The 15,665-nt window shown below is 70.7% G+C and carries 9 protein-coding genes; 5 read left to right on the plus strand and 4 right to left on the minus strand.

Features of this window, described 5'->3' with window-relative positions; genetic code table 11:
• Positions 1-99: 99 nt before the first annotated feature.
• Positions 100-1,506, minus strand: a complete 1,407-nt coding sequence (xylB, locus tag ACYVL2_RS19070; protein ID WP_460546307.1) for a xylulokinase — start codon at positions 1,504-1,506, stop codon at positions 100-102.
• Between the two features lie 49 nt (positions 1,507-1,555).
• Entirely contained in the window at positions 1,556-3,847 is a 2,292-nt protein-coding gene (locus ACYVL2_RS19075) for a TIM-barrel domain-containing protein (RefSeq protein ID WP_460546310.1), read from the minus strand.
• Between the two features lie 209 nt (positions 3,848-4,056).
• Between ACYVL2_RS19075 and ACYVL2_RS19080 the strand changes: the two genes are divergently transcribed.
• Positions 4,057-4,527: a Dps family protein gene (locus tag ACYVL2_RS19080; RefSeq protein ID WP_460546312.1), complete on the plus strand. Its 471-nt coding sequence runs from the start codon at positions 4,057-4,059 to the stop codon at positions 4,525-4,527.
• Positions 4,528-4,643: 116 nt separating this feature from the next.
• On the opposite strand, the gene ACYVL2_RS19085 is transcribed toward ACYVL2_RS19080, so the two are convergent.
• Together ACYVL2_RS19085 and leuS are read right to left on the minus strand one after the other, a co-directional pair.
• Complete coding sequence (locus ACYVL2_RS19085) at positions 4,644-6,050, minus strand: endo-1,4-beta-xylanase (protein WP_460546315.1); 1,407 nt, start codon at positions 6,048-6,050, stop codon at positions 4,644-4,646.
• Between the two features lie 177 nt (positions 6,051-6,227).
• Positions 6,228-9,044 carry a leucine--tRNA ligase gene (gene leuS, locus ACYVL2_RS19090; RefSeq protein ID WP_460546318.1) on the minus strand — a complete coding sequence of 939 codons (2,817 nt, stop codon included), beginning with the start codon at positions 9,042-9,044 and terminating at the stop codon, positions 6,228-6,230.
• 297 nt (positions 9,045-9,341) lie between these two features.
• Between leuS and ACYVL2_RS19095 the strand changes: the two genes are divergently transcribed.
• From ACYVL2_RS19095 to ACYVL2_RS19110, 4 genes are read left to right on the plus strand one after another with little or no spacing between them, the layout of a single operon-like run.
• Positions 9,342-10,346 carry an AAA family ATPase gene (locus ACYVL2_RS19095; RefSeq protein ID WP_460546320.1) on the plus strand — a complete coding sequence of 335 codons (1,005 nt, stop codon included), beginning with the start codon at positions 9,342-9,344 and terminating at the stop codon, positions 10,344-10,346.
• 2 nt (positions 10,347-10,348) lie between these two features.
• Entirely contained in the window at positions 10,349-11,596 is a 1,248-nt protein-coding gene (locus ACYVL2_RS19100) for a DUF58 domain-containing protein (protein ID WP_460546322.1), read from the plus strand.
• On the plus strand, positions 11,593-13,923 hold the full coding sequence (locus ACYVL2_RS19105; protein ID WP_460546324.1) for a transglutaminase TgpA family protein: 2,331 nt from the start codon (positions 11,593-11,595) through the stop codon (positions 13,921-13,923). Before ACYVL2_RS19100 ends, ACYVL2_RS19105 begins: the two co-directional genes overlap by 4 nt.
• A gap of 10 nt (positions 13,924-13,933) precedes the next feature.
• Entirely contained in the window at positions 13,934-15,622 is a 1,689-nt protein-coding gene (locus ACYVL2_RS19110) for a DEDD exonuclease domain-containing protein (protein ID WP_460546326.1), read from the plus strand.
• The last annotated feature ends 43 nt before the right edge of the window (positions 15,623-15,665 follow it).

Raw genomic sequence — 15,665 nt, forward strand, 5'->3', positions numbered from 1 at the left:
CATCCTGTGCAGGCCAACCGACCGTCCAGATCCCGAACGAGAACTTGTCCTCGGGAGTCGGTGCGAACTCATCACTCATATCGCTACGTCCTTTGCTGCTTACTGATGAGACGCCCAAGCGGCCGTCTCGTTCCTGAGCGTTGAATACTGCTCGGACACAGCGGTTGCGGCTGAGCCGGTACCTGCACCGCTGAACTGCGCCGTGTCTCCTACATTCCACTGTGGCGGTGTCGCCGAGCCGGACAGCGCCCAGGCGGCCTGCTTGGCCGCTCCGAGCGCCACGTACTCGGCCGTGGGGGGGACTTCCACGTCTACGCCGAAGACCGACGGGGCGATCTTGCGGACGGCGTCGGAGGCCGAGGCGCCTCCGATGAGGAGGACGCGCCGGGCCTCCAGGCCCTGGGCCTCCACCGCGGCGATGCCGTCGGCCAGGGCCGAGAGCATGCCTTCGACGGCGGCGCGGGCCAGGTCGGCGCGCGTTGCACGGGTGGTCAGGCCGCTGATGACTCCGGTCGCATTGGGCCGGTTGGGAGTGCGCTCCCCGTCGAGGTACGGCAGGAGCGTCAGTCCGCCGGCGCCGGGTTCGGCCGAGAGGGCGAGTTCGTCGAACTCGGCGTGGTCGACCCCGAGCAGCCCGCGGACGGTGTCGAGCACTCGAGCGGCGTTGAGGGTGGTCACCAGGGGCAGGAATCTGCCGGTGGCGTCGGCGAACCCGGCGACGAGGCCCGACGGGTCGGCCGCGCGGGTCTCCGAGACGCCGAAGACCGTCCCGGAGGTGCCGAGCGAGACCGTCACGTCACCGGTGCCCAGGCCCAGGCCGAGGGCGGCGCCGGCGTTGTCGCCGGTGCCCGGGGCGACGGCCGCCCCGCCGGGGGTGCGGCCGACGATCTCGTTCGGGGCGGCCACTCGCGGGAGGACCGCGTTGTGGCCGAGGGCCGCGCTGAGCTTGTTCGTCAGGTACTCCCCCGTGACCGGCGACCAGTAGCCGGTCCCGGAGGCGTCGGAGCGGTCGGTGGTGGCCTCGGCGGCCTTCGCGCCGCGCAGCTTCATGGTCAGCCAGTCGTGCGGGAGCATGACCGACTTGACGCGCGCGGCGTGCTCGGGTTCGTTCTCGGCGAGCCACGCCAGTTTGGTCACGGTGAAGGACGCGACCAGCACCAGGCCGGTCTCCTCGGCCCAGGCCTGGGGTCCGCCGCCCTCGGCGATGAGCCGTTCGGCCTGGGGCGCCGACCGGGTGTCGTTCCACAGCAGCGCGGGGCGGACGACCTCGTCGTTCTCGTCGAGGGCCACCATCCCGTGCTGCTGGCCGGAGACCGCGACGGCCTCGGCGCGATCCAGGATGCCCTTGCCGGCCTCCTGGAGGGCGTCCCACCAGTGGTCGGGGTGGCATTCGGTGCCGTCGGGGTGGGGAGCCTTGCCGGAGTCGACGATCGCTCCGGTCGCGCTCTCTACCAGTAGGACTTTCGTGGATTGGGTCGAGGAGTCGATCCCCGCTACTAGAGCCATGCGTTCTCTCCGGTCAGGGGCGAGGCGGCGCGACTGCTGGTAAGGGCCATCAACGCTGCAACTTCACCGATTCGGGCTTGCCAACGACATCGATGATATTCACCTTAGTGATGTCGGCGGGACCGGTCGCGGTGAGGGTGACGGAAGTTTCGCCCGAAACTTTCACGACGGTGTCGCCGTCGACGTCGGACAGGGTGGTGCCCTCGGTCGGGGCGCCCCAGACTTCCAGCGTGATCGCCTCGAACGGGCCGTCGCCGACGCGCTCGCCGGGTGCGACGCGGGGAATGATCGCGCCGTAGCGGACGAACACCGGGAAGGTCTCCAGGCCGTGCTCGGTGTCGATGTAGCGGCCGCCGTCGATCACTTCCCCGGTCCAGTAGTCGATCCACCGGCCCGCGGGCAGGTAGACCTTCCGGCGGCCCGACGGGTCGTTGACGGGGGCGACCAGCAGGTCGGTTCCGAGCCGGAACTCCTGGTCGGCGGTCCAGGCGACCGGGTCGTCCGGGTCGTCGACGTTGAGAGCGCGCAGCATCGGCTCACCGGTGCGCGCCGAGCGCACCGCCGCCGTGTACAGGTACGGCATGAGCGAGTAGCGCAGTTCGAGCGACTCGACCGCGAGCCGTTCGGCCTGCTCGCTGAACTCCCAGAGCTCGCGGGTGGTGGTGCCGTGGTAGCGCAGCAGCGGCGAGAGCGCACCGAACTGCGCCCACCGGATGTAGAGCTCGTCGCTCGGGGTGCCGTTGAAGCCGCCGGTGTCGTGGGACCAGAACGGGATCCCCGACAGGCCGTGGGACAGTCCGCCGCGGATGGTCCCGCCCAGTCCGGCCCAGGTGGTCTGGACGTCGCCGGACCACTGCGCCGAGTGGCGCTGGCCGCCGAGGAACGAGGAGCGGGCCCACACGAACTCGTAGCCGCGGATCTCGCGCGTGACCTCGCAGACCGCGTCGTTGTACAGCAGGGTGTAGACGTTGTGCAGCTCGGTGCCGGTCATGCCGTTGTGCGCGACGGAGTCGGCGGGGACGGCCTCGGCGAAGTCGGTCTTGTAGAGGGCCGCGCCCGAACGCAGGGGCCCGCGCAGCAGGTCCTTCCACCACTCGACGGCCTCGGGATTGGTGAAGTCGACGATGCCGCTGGCCTCGTGCGAGCCGTTCCAGACGTCGGCCACGTACGTCTCGCCGTCGAGGGTCTTGAGGAAGTAGCCCTTCTCGGCGGCCTCGGCGAACAGCGGCGACTTGTGGGAGATGTAGGAGTTCATCCACAGGCAGACCTTGAAGCCCTGCGCCTCGAGGTCGGCGAGCATCTGCTCGGGCTCGGGGAACTGCGCCGGGTCCCACTGCAGGTCGGACCAGTACGGCTCGTGCTGCCAGAACGTGTCCAGGTGGAGGACGTCGCACGGGATGCCGCGCTCGCGGATCTTCTTGGCCCGGTCCATGACCCGGTCCTGGCTGTCGACGAAGAACCCCGAGGAGATCCAGGTGCCGAAGGCCCACTTGGGCGGCAGTACCGGGCGGCAGGTGAGGCCGTCGAAGCGCTCGAGGATCTCGACCGGCGTCGGGCCGGCGAGGACCAGGTATTCGAGGACGTCGTCGGGGACGACGATCTCGACGGCGGCGTGGGTGGCCTGGGCCATGTCGAACTCGACCGGCGCACCGGAGTTGACCAGGATGCCGTAGCCGCGGTCGGACATGTAGAACGGCACGTTCTTGTAGGCCCGGATGGACTCGGATCCGAACGCGTCGAAGTTCCACATCACGGGGCGCTGGCCGCGGGCGTTGAGGGGGGCGAATCGCTCGCCGAAACCGGCGAAGGCCTCGTCGGGCCCGGCGGTGAAGGACTCGTGGTAGGCCGCGGGCTCGCCCTGCACGAGGGAGCGGCCGAACGGCAGCGTGCGCAGGCGGCCGGAGATGTCGACCTCGCCGGGGTTCTGGCCGACCAGGAGCCGTCCGGCCTCGTCCTCGTAGCGCAGCGACCACTCGCCGAGGGTGGCCACGGCGCGGACCCCGCCCGCGTCGACGACGACGGTGTCGCCCTCGACCGAGACGTTCGCGGCCTCGTAGGTCCCGGCGTGGACCATCCGGTGGACCCGCTCGGCGGCCGGGCGGGCCTGGGGATCGGCCGAGAGGCGGGCGCGCACGACGCCCTCGGCGACCGCGGCGAGACCGACGTAGAGCTCCTCGCCGGCCGAGGTGGTGGCCTTGAGCAGGACGGACGCGGGCCCGGACTCGACGACCTCGGCGGCCGTGACGGCCGACAGGCCCTGCTCACCGGGGGCGCGCTGCGGCAACTCCGGCGGGTCGGCGACGAAGAACTCGCGTGCGACCAGCGGTGGGCGGTAAGGCATCGTGACTCCTGCCGTTCGGGATTTCGTTCTCACATTCAGTTCGCGGCGCCGGCCCCGAGGAGGGACGACGCGCGACGCTCTTTAGTTTATCGACTAATCCAACAAACTGCACGAGGGGGCGATGTCTTAACTTCCAGCGCCATGGGTATCACCCTATTAGTCTGACCTGACACACTGGGAGAAACGAGAGTTCTTTGCGAGGTGCCGAGATGACAACCGTTCGCTCCAGCCTTTCCGACGAGCATCGAGAGATCACGTCCGGCGCGCTGCAGGGAGCGCTGGTCGACCTGCTCGACCTGGCGCTCATCGGGAAGCAGGCGCACTGGAACGTGTACGGCAAGCAGTTCCGGTCGCTCCACCTCCAGCTCGACGAGATCGTGACCTCGGCGCGCAACGCCGCCGACACCGTCGCCGAGCGGGCCATCGCCATCGGAGCGAGCGCCGACGGCCGGGCCTCGACGGTGGCCGCCGAGTCCTCGGCGCCGAAGATCGAGGCCGGACAGATCGCCGACACCGAGGTGGTGGCACTCTTCATCGACGCCTACACCTCGATCATCAGCAAGATGCGCGAGCGCATCGAGGCGGTCGAGTCGGCCGACCCGGTCACGCAGGACATCCTCATCGGCATCACCGCCGAGCTCGAGAAGCAGTCCTGGATGTTCCAGGCCGAACTGTCCTGACCGGGGACCCGCGGACGCACCGAGCCGGGCCGGGGAAGATCTTCTTCCCCGGCCCGGCTCATGGTGTTCCAGGAGCGCGGCGGTCCCGGCAGGAGGGACCGCCCGCCCTGGAGTCGCTAACCGGCCGAGCACGTCACCGACGGCTCCACAGCGGAGCCACTGCCGATGAAGCCGAAGACCTGCTGGGTCTGCCCGGCCGCGATGTTGCCGTTCCATCCCACGTCGGAGGCCGTCACCGACGATCCGGACTGGGTGATGTCGGCGTTCCAGGAGCTGCTGATCCCCTGGCCCGAGGGCCAGGTCCAGCTCAGCGTCCAGCCGTTCGTGGGTCCGGTGACCGACACGTTGGCCTGCCAGCCCGAGCCCCAGTCGTTGACCACGTCGATCACCGCGGAGCAGCTGCCGGACGGCGGCGGGGTGGTGGTCGGCGGCGGGTTGGTCGTCGTGGGCGGCGGGTTGGTGGTGGGAGGCGGGTTGGTGCCACCGAGCGCCTGCAGGACCGCGTCATAGGCGGGCTTGGTGGAGTAGTCGTCGTTGTAGAGCAGCGGCGCGCCGTAACCGTCGAAGACGTCGGGCACCCACGAGTCGCCGTCGCGCAGACCCCAGACGGTCACGCCCGAGCAGTCGGCGATGTTGGTGCAGATCTCCACCACGCGCTGGAAGTCCTGCGCCTGCTGCTGAAGCTCCTGCTGCGAGGCCGGCATCTGGATGCGGACGTCGAGCTCGGTGATGCGGACCTTCAGACCGAGGTCGGCGAAGCGCTGGAGGTTCTGCTCCATGTTGCCGGGCACCTGGCCGAGGATCAGGTGGGCCTGGAAGCCCATCCCGTCGAGCAGGCCCTGGTTGACCAGGCCCTGCGCCAGCTGGTAGTACCGGTCCGACTTGGCGTTGATGCCGTCGATCGAGTAGTCGTTCATGTACAGGTCGGCGTTCGGGTCCGCCTGGCGGGCGTACTGGAAGGCCTGGGTGATGTAACCCTCGCCGAGTCCCTGGAGCCAGAACGAGTCGCGCAGCTGGCCGTTGTTGTCGCTGACGACCTCGTTGACCACGTCCCAGGAGTGGACTTCCCCTTCCCAGTGGTTCATCGTGGTCGTGATGTGGTCCTGCATCGCCGACTGCAGCGCGCTGCCGGAGAGGTTCTGGACCCAGCCCGGGCTCTGGCTGTGCCACACCAGGGTGTGTCCGTGGACCGTCATGTTGTTCTGCTGGGCGAACTGCACCAGGCGGTCGCCCTGCGAGAAGTTGTAGTTGCCCTGCGACGGCTGGACGGCCTCCATCTTCATGCCGTTCTCGGCCGTCACCGAGTTGAACTGGGTGGCGATGGTGTTCCGGTAGGTCGAGTCGTTCTGCAGCAAGCTGTCGTTGACGGCCACACCGATGTCGATGCCGAGGGCGTCGGCGCCGCCTCGGAGGGTGGACTGCGCGTGGGCGAACTGGGTCGACATCGCGACCCCTGCCGCCACCACGACGGCCGCTGCTGATCCCGCGATCCATGCTCGACGGCGGGTGCGAGTTTGCAACACGATTGCTCCTCATGCTTCTGCCGCGCGTGAGGGGACGAGGCACTGTGGTCATTATGGAAGCGGAGCGCTCCCAAAGATGGTGTCAGCGTAATAGAGATATCGAACTATGTCAATGATCATTGCAGAGGACACAACCGGTCCGAGAGGTGCGGACCCCGCGGGGTCCGCACCTCTCGGTCACTTCGCGACGATCGAGACCATGCGCCCGGGCACCACGATGACCTTCTTGACCTCCTTGCCGGCCAGGTTGGCCGCCACCTTCTCCTCCGCCAGCGCGGCCTCGCGGACGACCTCCTCGCCCGCGTCGGAGGCCACCTCGATGCGCCCGCGGACCTTGCCGTTGACCTGCACCGGGTAGGTGGCCGTCTCCTCGACCAGGTAGCGCTCGTCGGCGACCGGGAAATCGGCGTAGGCGACCCCGCCGCGGTGCCCCAGGCGCTCCCACAGCTCCTCGGCGATGTGCGGGGCCACCGGCGCGACCATCAGCACCAGCGCCTCGGCCACGGAGCGGGGGACCTCTTCCAGGCCGGTCACGTGGTTGTTCAGCGTGATCAGCTTGGCGACGGCGGTGTTCATCCGCAGGCCGTCGTAGTCGTCGCGGACCCCGGCGATGGCCTTGTGCAGCTCTTTGAGCGTCGCTTCGGCCGGTTCGACGTCGGCGACGGTCACCTGGCCGGTCTCCTCGTCGACGATGTTGCGCCACAGGCGCTGCAGGAAGCGCTGCGAGCCGACGATCGCGCGGGTCTCCCACGGCTTGGAGTCGGCCAGCGGGCCCATGGACATCTCGTAGACGCGGAAGGTGTCGGCACCGTAGTCGGCGCAGATGCCGTCGGGGGTGACGACGTTCTTCAGCGACTTGCCGATCTTGCCGTACTCGCGGCTTACCCGCTCGCCCTGGTAGAAGAACTCCCCGTCGCGCTCCTCGACGTCCTCGGCGGGCACGTAGACGCCGCGGGAGTCGGTGTAAGCGTAGGCCTGGATGTAGCCCTGGTTGAACAGGCGGCGGAACGGCTCCCGGCTGGAGACGTGCCCCAGGTCGTACAGGACCTTCTGCCAGAAGCGGGCGTACAGCAGGTGCAGGACCGCGTGCTCGACGCCGCCGATGTACAGGTCGACGCCGCCGACGTCCTGGCCGTCCTTCGGGCCCATCCAGTAGGACTCGTTGGCCGCCTCGGCGATGCGGTCGCTCGAGATCGGGTCGGTGTAGCGCAGCTCGTACCACGAGGAGCCGGCCCAGTTGGGCATGGTGTTGACCTCGCGGCGGTAGGTCTTGGGGCCCTCGCCGAGGTCCAGTTCGACCTCGACCCAGTCCTTGGCGCGCCCCAGCGGCGGCTCGGGGGCGGTGTCGGCGTCGTCGGGTTCGAAGGTCTTGGGCGAGAAGTCGTCCATCTGCGGCAGTTCCACCGGCAGGTGCTCCTCGGGCAGCGCCACCGGCAGACCGGTCTCGTCGTAGACGATCGGGAACGGCTCGCCCCAGTAGCGCTGGCGGCTGAACAGCCAGTCGCGCAGTCGGTAGGTGGTGGCGGCCTCGCCGCGGCCGTGCTCGGACAGCCAGGCGGCGATCCGCTCTTTGGCCTCGGGGACCTTCAGGCCGTTCAGGAAGTCGGAGTTCACGCAGGTGCCGGCCACGTTGTCGGTGTAGGCCGACTCGCCGTCCCACTCCTCCTTGCCGGCGACGACTTGGCGGATCGGGATGTCGAAGGCATTGGCGAAGGCGAAGTCGCGTTCGTCGTGGGCGGGGACGGCCATGATCGCGCCGGTGCCGTAGCCGGCCAGGACGTAGTCGGCGATGAACACCGGGACGCTCTCCCCGTTGACCGGGTTGGTGGCGTAGCCGCCGGTGAACACGCCGGTCTTGACCTTGGCGTCGGCCTGGCGCTCCACATCGGTCTTGGCGGCGGCCTCGTTGCGGTAGGCGGTCACGGCCTCGGCCGGGGTGGCGTGGCCGCCGGTCCAGGCCTCGGGGACGTCGGCGGGCCAGGTCTCTGCGGTCAGGGAGTCGACCAGCGCGTGCTCGGGGGCCAGGACCATGTAGGTGGCGCCGAACAGGGTGTCGGGCCGGGTGGTGAACACCCGGATGTCGCCGGCGTAGGTCGCGAAGTCGACGTAGGCGCCGGTGGACTTGCCGATCCAGTTGCGCTGCATGGACTTCAGCGAGTCGGTCCAGTCCAGGTCGTCCAGGTCGTTCAGCAGCCGCTCGGAGTAGGCGGTGATCCGCAGCATCCACTGCTTCAGGGTGCGGGTGTAGACCGGGAAGTTGCCGCGCTCAGAGCGCCCTTCGGCGGTGACCTCTTCGTTCGACAGGACCGTGCCCAGGCCGGGGCACCAGTTCACCGGGGCCTCGGTGACATAGGCCAGGCGGTGGCCGTCGACGATGCGGCGGCGCTCGACGTCGCTCAGCTCCGACCAGTCGCGGCCGTCGGGCGCCGGCCGCTCCCCCGACTCGAACGCGGCGATCAGCTCGCCGATCGGCCGGGCCCGGTCGGCCTCGGTGTCGTAGTAGGAGTTGAAGATCTGCAGGAAGATCCACTGCGTCCACTTGAAGTAGTCCGGGTCGGTGGTCGCGAACTCCCGGCGCGTGTCGTAGCCCATGCCCAGGCGGCGCAGCTGAGCGCGGTAGCGGTCGATGTTCTCGGCGGTGATCTCGGCGGGCTGGCGGCCGGTGGCGATCGCGTACTGCTCGGTGGGCAGGCCGAAGGCGTCGAAGCCCATCGGGTGCAGCACGTTGTAACCGGCCATGCGCAGGTAGCGGGAGTAGACGTCGGTGGCGATGTACCCCAGGGGGTGACCCACGTGCAGGCCGGCCCCCGAGGGGTAGGGGAACATGTCCATCACGAACTGCTTCGGCGCCCCGGCTCGGGGATGGTCGGGCTCGGCCAGGTCGCCGACCGGGTTGGGAGCGCGGAAGGTCCGCTCCGCCTCCCAGCGGTCCTGCCAGCGCGGCTCGATCTCATTGGCCAGGCGGGCGTCGTATCGGTACTTCGGTTCGCTCATCGGTCGTCATCCTGTGGCTCGTGCTTCGCGGTCTGGTGTCGGCGTCTGCGGGGAAATCCGGGCCCGGACACGAAAAAACCCCTGCATAGCAGGGGCGCCGTGCTGGTTCGGTCCCAACACGGCTACGTAAGAAGCAGCTCGAATCGCCGAGGCATGGGCCCAGTGTAGCCGATGGCATCCCAGGTGGCGCGGCCCGTTCGGCGGGGCGTCGGTCCTAGGCGCGTCCGAGTACGATTGCGGGCAAGCGGCGCGTGCGGCGCTGACGACCCCACCCACGAGGCAGCCCCGGGAGGACCATTGGCATTCGAGTCATCCCCACCTCAGCAGTCGCAGCCGCCGGCGGCGTTGAGTCCGCAGGATTTCAAGGCGACGGCCGAGGCGATCCTGACCAATGTCGAGTGGGTCATCGAGGGCAAGTCCCACACGATCCGGTTGGCGTTGGCGGTGATGCTCGCCGAGGGCCACCTCCTGCTGGAGGACGTGCCGGGGGTCGGCAAGACGCAGCTGGCGAAGGCCCTGGCGCGGTCGGTGGACTGCTCGGTGCGGCGGATCCAGTTCACGCCCGACCTGCTGCCCTCGGACGTCACGGGCGTGAGCGTCTTCGACCCCGAGAAGCGCGACTTCGTGTTCAAGCCGGGGGCGATCTTCGGGAACCTGATCCTGGGCGACGAGATCAACCGGGCGAGCCCGAAGACCCAGGCCGCGCTGCTGGAGTGCATGGAGGAGCGGCAGGTCACCGTCGACGGGAACACGTACAAGCTGCGCAGCCCGTTCATGGTCATCGCCACGCAGAACCCGATGGAGATGGAGGGGACCTATCCCCTGCCGGAGGCGCAGCGCGACCGGTTCACCGCGCGGCTGGCGATCGGGTACCCGGACGTGAACGCCGAGTTGGCGATGCTGGACCACCGCGGGGAGCTCAACCCGCTGGAGGCGCTCAAGCCGGTGTGCGACGGTGAGACGATCGTGCGGATGATCCTCACCTCCAGGGCCGTGCACCTGGCGCCCGAACTCAAGCGGTACGCGGTCGACCTTGTGAACGCGACCCGCTCGCACGCGCAGGTCAGGCTCGGGGCGAGCCCGCGGGCGACGCTGCAGCTGCTGCGGTGCGCCCGGGTGCTGGCGGCCATGGACGGGCGCGACTTCGCGCTGCCCGACGACGTGCAGCAGCTGGCGGTGCCGGTCATCGCGCACCGCCTGATCCCTACCGCGGAGACCACCATGGGCGGAGGCGACACCTCCTCGATCGTGGCCGAGATCCTGCGGCACGTTCCGGTGGTCTCGCAGCCGGGGAGGTACTAGCGGTGGAGCTCACCGGGCGCGGCAAGACGCTGCTGGCGGTGAGCGTCGCCGTCGGGCTCACCGCGCTGCTGGTGGGCGAGGGCGACCTGCTGCGGGCCGCGATGCTCGCCGCGATCGCGCCGCTGGGCGGACTGGCGCTGCTGCGGTGGACGCGGCCGAGCCTCGAGTCGAACCGCGTGCTCAACCCCGCTCAAGTCGAGGCCGGGCAGCCCACGCAGGTGCGCCTGGGCATCCAGAACACCGGCCGCAAGCGCCCGGCGGCACTGATGCTGGAGGACCGGATCCCCTACCGGCTGGGCAACCGCCCGCGACTGGTCCTCGAACGTCTCGCGCCGGGCGCGCGCAGCGTGGTCAACTACACGATCGTGCCGGGCACGCGGGGCGCCTACGAGCTCGGTCCGCTGCGGGTGCGCTGCTCGGATCCGTTCGGCCTGGCCTTCTCCAATCAGGAGTTCCCGATGACGACGCGGCTGATCGTGACCCCGCGCGTCGAGCCGCTGCCCACGCTGCAGCTGCCCGGCGGCGCCGGGCTGTCCTCGGGCGAGTCGCAGGCGCAGGCCGTGGCGATCACCGGTGACGACGACATCGCCGTGCGCGAGTACCGGCACGGCGACGACCTGCGGCGCGTCCACTGGAAGGCCAGCGCGCACCGCGGCGAGCTGATGGTGCGCCGCGAGGAGCAGCCGTGGGAGAACTCGGCGGCGGTCCTGCTGGACGTGCGGCGCGGGGCCCACCGCGGCGAGGGCGACCAGTCGAGCTTCGAGTGGATGGTCGGCGCGGCGGCTTCGGCTACGGTCCGACTCACTCGGGACGGCATGGCGCCGCGCCTGGTGACGGCGCACTCGGAGTTCGAGTGCCGCCAGGGCGAGTTCGGTCAGGCGCTGCGGTACCTGGCGACCGTGTCCGCCGGTCCCGACGCGCCGATGTCGTCGGTGGTCGAACGGACGCAGCGGCACCGCTCGGTGTCGGCGGTCGTCGCGCTCATGGGGCACCTGACCCCGGAGGAGGCCGCGCATTTGGCGCCGTTGGCGCGCCGGGGCGGCCACTGCGCGGCGCTGCTGCTGGACCCGACGCGCTGGGGTCCGCGGCACGGCGCCGGCGACCCGCGCGAGCGGGCGTTCGCCGAGCAGCACCGGGTGGCCGCCACGACCTTGATGAGCGCCGGCTGGCAGGTGGTCCCGGTCGTCTCCGGCACCGAGCTGCGCCGGGTGTGGACGGGCCTGGGCATGTGGAAGGCGGTGGCGGCATGAGCGGGCAGCGGCACGCCACGCTCGTGGCCGCCTCGAGTCTGGCGCTGACGTTGACGCCGATGCTCGGCGTGTTCAGGGGATTGTCGTGGGCGGTTCCGGTGCTGCTGGCGGTGGCGGTCGTGGCCGGGGCCGGGGCGCTGACGCGCGCGGCCGGGCGCGGTCAGGGCCTCCAGACGCTCGCGATGGGCGCCGGGCTGCTGGTGCTGCTGACGGTGGTCTTCGGCGGCGGGACGACGTTCCTGCTGGTGTTCCCGACCCCCGACACGTTCGGGCACTGGTTCTCGCTGGCCCTGGGCGGGATCAACGACATCATCGTCATGGCCCCGCCGGTGTCGGCCGAGGGCGGGATCCTGTTCTTGACGATGCTCGGCGTGGGGGTCGTCGCGATCCTGCACGACATGTTCATCGTCGGGCTGCGCACGCCGGCGCTGTCGGGTCTGACGCTGCTGACGATGTACCTGGTGCCGGTCTCGGTCGCGCCCGAGGCGACGGCCTGGTTCTGGTTCGTCCTGCCGGCGATGGCGTACCTGTGGGTCCTGGCCGACGACAACCTGCGGCGCGTCTCGCGTTTCGGGCACCGGTTCACCGGGCAGGGGCGCCTGGTGGGGCCGCGTTTCCCGTCGCCGCTGGCGGGGACCGCGCGGGTGGCCGGGACGGTGTTCGTGGCCGTGACGCTGACGATCCTGGCGGTCATCCCGACCAACGCCTCGGGGCTGGTCGACCAGGTCGCCCGAGGATACGGAAGCGGCGACGGCCCGGGCGGCGGGATCGGCGCGGTGGACCCGTGGGCGCAGCTCACCGGGCAGCTCAACCGGCCGAGCCCGATCGAGATGGCCCGCATCACGACTTCCGACCCGACGCCGCGCTACCTGCGGATGCACGTGTCGGACCTGCTCGATCCCGACCGCGGGTTCGGGCCGTCGGAATACGGCGAGCTCGACTCGCTCGGCGAGCTCGAGTACCCGGGAGGAGAGCGCCACACCGCCACGGTGGAGAACCTGGAGCTCCAGGACGCGGTCGCGCCGGTCTACGGGAGCCCGACCGAGATCGACCTCGGCGACGACTGGGGCGTCGTGCCCGACACCGGCGTCATCGCCAGCGAGGACTCCGATCTGGGCGAGGTCGACTCCTACAACTTCGACTACATCGACCCCGAGTGGTCGGCCGAGTTCCTCGAGCAGGCCGCGGCGATGCCCCCGGACGACCCGCGGCGCGAGCGCAACACCGACCACCCCGACATCCCCGAGCTGGACGAGCGGGTCGCCGACATCATCGCCGGGGCCGAGACCGACTTCGCCAAGACCTTGGCGATCCTGGAGTTCTTCAGCCCGGCGAACGGCTTCCGATACAGCCTCGAGACGGCCGAGGCCGACACCGGCGAGAAGATCCTCGACTTCCTGGAGACCAAGCAGGGCTTCTGCCAGCAGTACTCCACCGCCATGGCGTGGATGCTGCGGGTGGCCGACGTGCCGGCCCGCGTGGCCATCGGCCTGACCAGGGGCACCTACCGGGACGGGAACTGGGTGGTGACCAGCAACGACTTCCACTCCTGGGTGGAGGTCCACTTCGAGGGCGCCGGCTGGGTGCCGTTCGATCCGACCCCCTCGTCCGGCGTGTCGGGCTCGGTGAGCTTCCCGTGGGAGAGGGAACCGGTCGAGGACGCCGACTCCGGCGACCCGCAGGCGACCGACCGGCCGGACCAGCCGACCGCGACGGCCGGCCCGGTCGCGGAGCCGACGCCGATCGACCCGCAGAACCCGGCCGAGGAGCAGGCCGGCGCCGCGCCTGGCGACGCGGCCGACACCGGCGGGTTCCAGCCCGCCTGGCTGGCGCTCGGCCTGCTGGTGCCGCTGCCGTTCATTCCCGCGCTGTGGCGCGTCGCGGTGCGCCGCGCGAGGCTCCGCCCGAGGCGGGTCAGCGCCGTCGGCGCCTGGGACGAGACGCTCGACCTCGCCGCCGACTACGACGTGCCGCTCAGCGACTCGCTGACGCCCAGGCAGGCCGCGGCGGCGCTCGCAGCGGCGGCGCCGCCGGCGACCGCGGCGGCCGACGCGCTGGCCTCGGCGGTCGAGCACCACCGGTACTCCGGCCGCGCCGCGAACGCGACCGCGCTGCCCGAGGCCGTCAAGGACCTGCGGACCGCCCTGGGAAAGCACGCCGAGACCGGGCTGAGGCTCAGAGCCGTGCTGTGGCCGGCGTCGCTGTCGTCGCGGTTCTCCCAGGGGCGCGGACGGGCCGCCGAACGGCTGGAGCGCGTCCGGTCGAGGGTGCGGTGGCCGCGGCGTTCGAACACCGGCGGGGACGGCGCTGTCACAGGCCGCCCTTAGTCTGGTGGGCGTGTACGAGAGCCCAGCTGCCACAGGCTTTTCACAGCCCACGCTCGACAGCCTGGGCACCCCGCTGTCCGAGGTGACCTTCTGCGTGGTCGACCTGGAGACGACCGGACTGGCCGCCGACGCGTGCGGGATCACCGAGATCGGCGCCGTGAAAGTCAAGGGCGGCAAGGTCCTCGGTGAATTCTCCACCCTGGTCAACCCCGGCGAGCCCATCGATCCGCGCGTGACCCGCCTGACCGGGATCACCGACGACATGGTCGCCGACGCCCCCGGCATCGAGACGGTGCTGCCGATGTTCCTCGAGTTCGCGCAGGGGGCGACGCTGGTGGCGCACAACGCGGGCTTCGACGTCGGTTTCCTGCGCCACGCCTGCGAACTGTGCGACACGCGCTGGCCGCGTCCGCCGGTGATCGACACGGTCGTGCTGGCGCGCAGGCTGACCGAGAAGAGCGAAGTGCCGAACCGTCGCTTGGGGACGCTGGCGCGGCTGTTCGGCTCGGCGGTCACGCCGAACCACCGGGCGCTGGACGACGCGCGCGCGACGGTGGCGGTGCTGCACGGCCTGATCGAGCGGGCCACCGGGCACGGGGTGGTCACCGACGCCGATCTGGCCGAGTTCTGCCGCGCCATTCCCTCGGAGCTGCAGCGGCGCAAACGGCACCTGGCCGAGGGCCTGCCGCACGTGCCGGGGGTCTACATCTTCCGCGACGCCGACGACCGGGCGCTCTACATCGGCGTCTCGGTCGACGTCGCGGCGCGGGTGCGCAGCTACTTCTCCGCGGCCGAGCAGCGCCGGCGGCTGCGGGACATGATCGCCTCCGCCGAGCGGGTCGAGGTCATCGAGTGCGCGCACCGGCTCGAGGCCGGCGTCGCCGAACTGCGGCTCATCAGCGGCGGCAAGCCGCCGTACAACCGGGCCGCGAAGTTCCCCGAGCACCGCAGTTGGGTGCGCTTGACCGACGAGCCGTATCCGCGCCTGACCGTCTCCCGCAAACCGCCCGCTCCGGGGGAGCCGCGGCTGGGTCCGGCGTCGGGCACGCAGGCCCAGGCCGCCATCGCCGCCATCGAGGCGGCGCTGCCGATCCGGCAGTGCCGTACCCGCCTGTCGCCGAAGCGCGTGTCGTCCTCGTGCATCCTCGGCGAGATCGGCCGCTGCCCCGAGCCGTGCCGCCACGCGGTCAGCGTCGAGGAGTACGCGAGGATCGCCGCGGACACCGCCGGAGCCATGGACGGCAACCCGGGGCCGGTGGCCGAGGCCGTGGCCGAGCGGCTGGCCGAGCTGTCCTCCGGCGAACGGTTCGAGACCGCCGCGGCCAAGCGGGACGAGCTCGCCGCCTTCCTGGGCCTGGCGGCGTCCACGCAGCGCCTCAGAGGCCTCGTGGCGGCCGGGGAGATCATCGGCGCCGGCCGGGCCAAGGGCGGCGGCTGGGAGGTCTCGGTGATCCGCCACGGGGTCCTCGCCGGGGCGGTCCGCACTCCCCCGCGCGTCGACCCGTGGCCGCTCATCGAGCGGTGCCGCGACACCGCGCGGGTCGTGGAGCCGACCGGCGACGTCGTCGACGCCGCGCACGCCGCCGAGGCGCGGCTGCTGCTCGAGTGGCTGGCGCGGCCCGAGGTGCGCCTGGTCTCGGTCGAGTCGGAGTGGTCGTGCCCGCTCGAGGGCGCCGAGCGGTGGCGGGACTGGATCTGACGCTGCGTGACTGATCCGGAGACGGCAAATCGGCCGCGAGTAC

The sequence above is a fragment of the Glycomyces halotolerans genome (assembly GCF_054779575.1).

What these genes read in the sequence shown, in the direction of transcription:
- leuS (WP_460546318.1), bottom strand. Translation starts at nt 9,044, where the DNA reads ATGAGCGAACCGAAGTACCGATACGACGCCCGCCTGGCCAATGAGATC.
- xylB (WP_460546307.1), bottom strand. Translation starts at nt 1,506, where the DNA reads ATGGCTCTAGTAGCGGGGATCGACTCCTCGACCCAATCCACGAAAGTC.
- ACYVL2_RS19080 (WP_460546312.1), top strand. Translation starts at nt 4,057, where the DNA reads ATGACAACCGTTCGCTCCAGCCTTTCCGACGAGCATCGAGAGATCACG.
- ACYVL2_RS19075 (WP_460546310.1), bottom strand. Translation starts at nt 3,847, where the DNA reads ATGCCTTACCGCCCACCGCTGGTCGCACGCGAGTTCTTCGTCGCCGAC.
- ACYVL2_RS19105 (WP_460546324.1), top strand. Translation starts at nt 11,593, where the DNA reads ATGAGCGGGCAGCGGCACGCCACGCTCGTGGCCGCCTCGAGTCTGGCG.